Source organism: Fructilactobacillus sp. X2R6C1 (genome assembly GCF_059901295.1).
In genome coordinates this window covers 1-277 of record NZ_JBWXUZ010000022.1, presented here as the reverse complement: position 1 = coordinate 277, position 277 = coordinate 1, and the positions used below count along the sequence as shown (strand labels likewise).

Annotated in this window: 1 protein-coding gene; it reads right to left on the bottom strand. The window is 64.3% G+C overall.

All coding sequences use genetic code 11. From position 1 onward, the window contains the following. Positions 1-87 precede the first annotated feature (87 nt). On the bottom strand, positions 88-277 hold a 190-nt coding region (locus AC6UDF_RS07200), incomplete at its 5' end, for an ATP-binding protein (RefSeq protein WP_500724191.1).

Genomic DNA, 277 nt, shown 5'->3' with positions numbered 1-277 from the left:
CCTTGTAGCCCTGCGAGGCCAGGCTGATGCGCAGGAACTTGCGGATCTGCGGTTCATCGTCGATGACCAACAGCGTGGCGGACTGGCTCATGGGGTTTCGCTTTCGGCTTCAGGTTGAGGGGGTAGCGGCAAGCATAAAGTGATGCCGGTGCCCTGGCCATCGATGCCTTCGCCCACCAGAATCTGCCCGCCATGGGCGCCGATCATGCCCTGGCAGATTGCCAGGCCCAGGCCTGTGCCCTGCCCGCCGCGGTCACCACGGGCAGCGGTATAGAAC